Source organism: Ruoffia sp. FAM 20857, assembly GCF_045528645.1.
Lineage (GTDB): Bacteria > Bacillota > Bacilli > Lactobacillales > Aerococcaceae > Ruoffia > Ruoffia halotolerans.
On record NZ_JBGQRB010000105.1, the window covers coordinates 1 to 1,459 of the forward strand.

Here is a 1,459-nt window from a genome sequence, read left to right on the forward strand (position 1 = left end):
CGATATTAATTGATTTCCACGAAAATTGGGAAAATAACGCTCGGACATTCTTACAAGTGTAATGTGCATGATGACCAGATGATATAACTACATTGAGACTTTTACACAAGATTATGGACTTGACATTGACAGTGGAAATTGGAAGGTTAACGGGACATGTCATATGGTGACAAGGGAAATTGGGTGTTTAACGGGACTTGTCATGATGCGACAAGGGGAATTGGAAGTCTAACAGGACTTGTCATGAGGTGACCAGGGGAATCGGAGCTCTATCAGGACATGTCATATGATGACAAGGGAAATTGGAGGGTTAACGGGACATGTCATATGGTGACAAGAGAAATTGGAAGTTTAACAGGACATGTCATGAGGTGACAAGGCAAATTGGAAGTTTAACAGGACTTGTCATGTGGTGACAGTGGAAATTAGACGTTTAACAGGACATGTCATGAGGTGACAGTGGAAATTAACACACTAAACCAAAATTACCAATCAATAAAGCAGCGACTACAGTGATAAATTTTAAATCAAAGCAACTATTTTATATAAAACGTCAATACTCAAATCATTTTGTAACACAAGTGTAAGTATTATGTTATAATAATCGAGAATAACCATACAGTCGATAGACTGGAACGTAATATATAATATAGAAAGTGGGTTAAGTGATGAAACAACCGAAAGAAGGTGAATTCATCACTATTAAAAGTTATAAACACGATGGTTCGTTGCACAGGACATGGCGCGATAATATGGTCTTAAAAACGAGTGAGCAATCAATTATTGGTTGTAATGATCATACATTGGTAGTCGAATCAGATGGCCGTAGATGGGTTACACGTGAAGTTGCACTTGTCTACTATCATAAACATTTTTGGTTCAATATCATCGCAATGTTACGTAAACGAGGGGTTACATATTATTGTAACTTAGCCTCACCATATGTGATGGATAACGAAGCCTTGAAATATATTGATTATGATTTAGATATCAAAGTTTTTCCAGATGGGGAGAAACGTTTATTGGATTTAGATGAATATGAAATACATGGGCGTCGGTATCATTATTCAGATGAGATAGATCGCATTATCAAATACCAAATACAAGAGTTAGTGAGATGGATTGACGAAGGTCGCGGACCATTCTCTCAAGAATTTATTGATATTTGGTATGAACGTTATTGTCAGCTAACACATCGCAACAAAATAAATAATAACTAAATAGTAGTGAATTCGCTTAAAGGGAGATTATTGAATCGCCATTGAATGAGCGATATGCGATGATATCCCACGATACTGAGCCTCTTAGAAGATAACTATCTTTTAAGAGGTCTTTATGTGCGCCCGGCATGGGCGATAACTTGGTGGTGAAAGTCCACTACAGACTTGGCAGTAGGAACTGTTAGCTAAAGGCAAGGGTGTCCACCGTGAGGTGGAATCTGAAGGAAGCCGGAGGCAAA

The 1,459-nt window shown here is 37.9% G+C and carries 1 protein-coding gene; it reads left to right on the forward strand.

Translation table 11 applies throughout. The features are described from left to right. Positions 1–668 precede the first annotated feature (668 nt). Positions 669–1,220 carry a DUF402 domain-containing protein gene (locus ACEN4N_RS11410; protein WP_138405463.1) on the forward strand — a complete coding sequence of 184 codons (552 nt, stop codon included), beginning with the start codon at positions 669–671 and terminating at the stop codon, positions 1,218–1,220. Positions 1,221–1,459 lie beyond the last annotated feature (239 nt).

Excerpts from the sequence above, each read along its gene's own strand:
- ACEN4N_RS11410 (WP_138405463.1), top strand. The coding sequence starts at position 669 with ATGAAACAACCGAAAGAAGGTGAATTCATCACTATTAAAAGTTATAAA.